The sequence below is a fragment of the Bradyrhizobium sp. Crot121 genome, assembly GCF_059512385.1.
Genome location: NZ_JCAMOR010000585.1, coordinates 1 through 236, shown reverse-complemented (window position 1 = coordinate 236; position 236 = coordinate 1). Strand labels below are relative to the sequence as shown.

The window sequence follows — 236 nt, the reverse complement described above, 5'->3', positions numbered from 1 at the left end:
GATCCGCGCCCGCTTCAAATCGCGCTGCAATGTCGTCGGCGAGCGACAACACGCCTCAAGCACCTTGCGATCTTTCCTCGAAAGGTGGACTTCTCTTGCTTCGGGTATCATCCATATCTTGAATCACGACTCACGATCCAAGAAAAGTGGGTACTAGTGGTCTATCACAGTGATTTTGACTCTTTGGGGGTGGCTGGATAGGCGCGGCCGAGTTTGGCGCGAGCTTTGTCGGTTGT

At 53.8% G+C, this 236-nt stretch carries 1 pseudogene; it reads right to left on the bottom strand.

Features of this window, described 5'->3' with window-relative positions:
• A pseudogene (locus AC5ZGW_RS47990) lies at nt 1-111 on the bottom strand (IS630 family transposase); the annotation flags it as partial.
• Between the last annotated feature and the right edge of the window lie 125 nt (nt 112-236).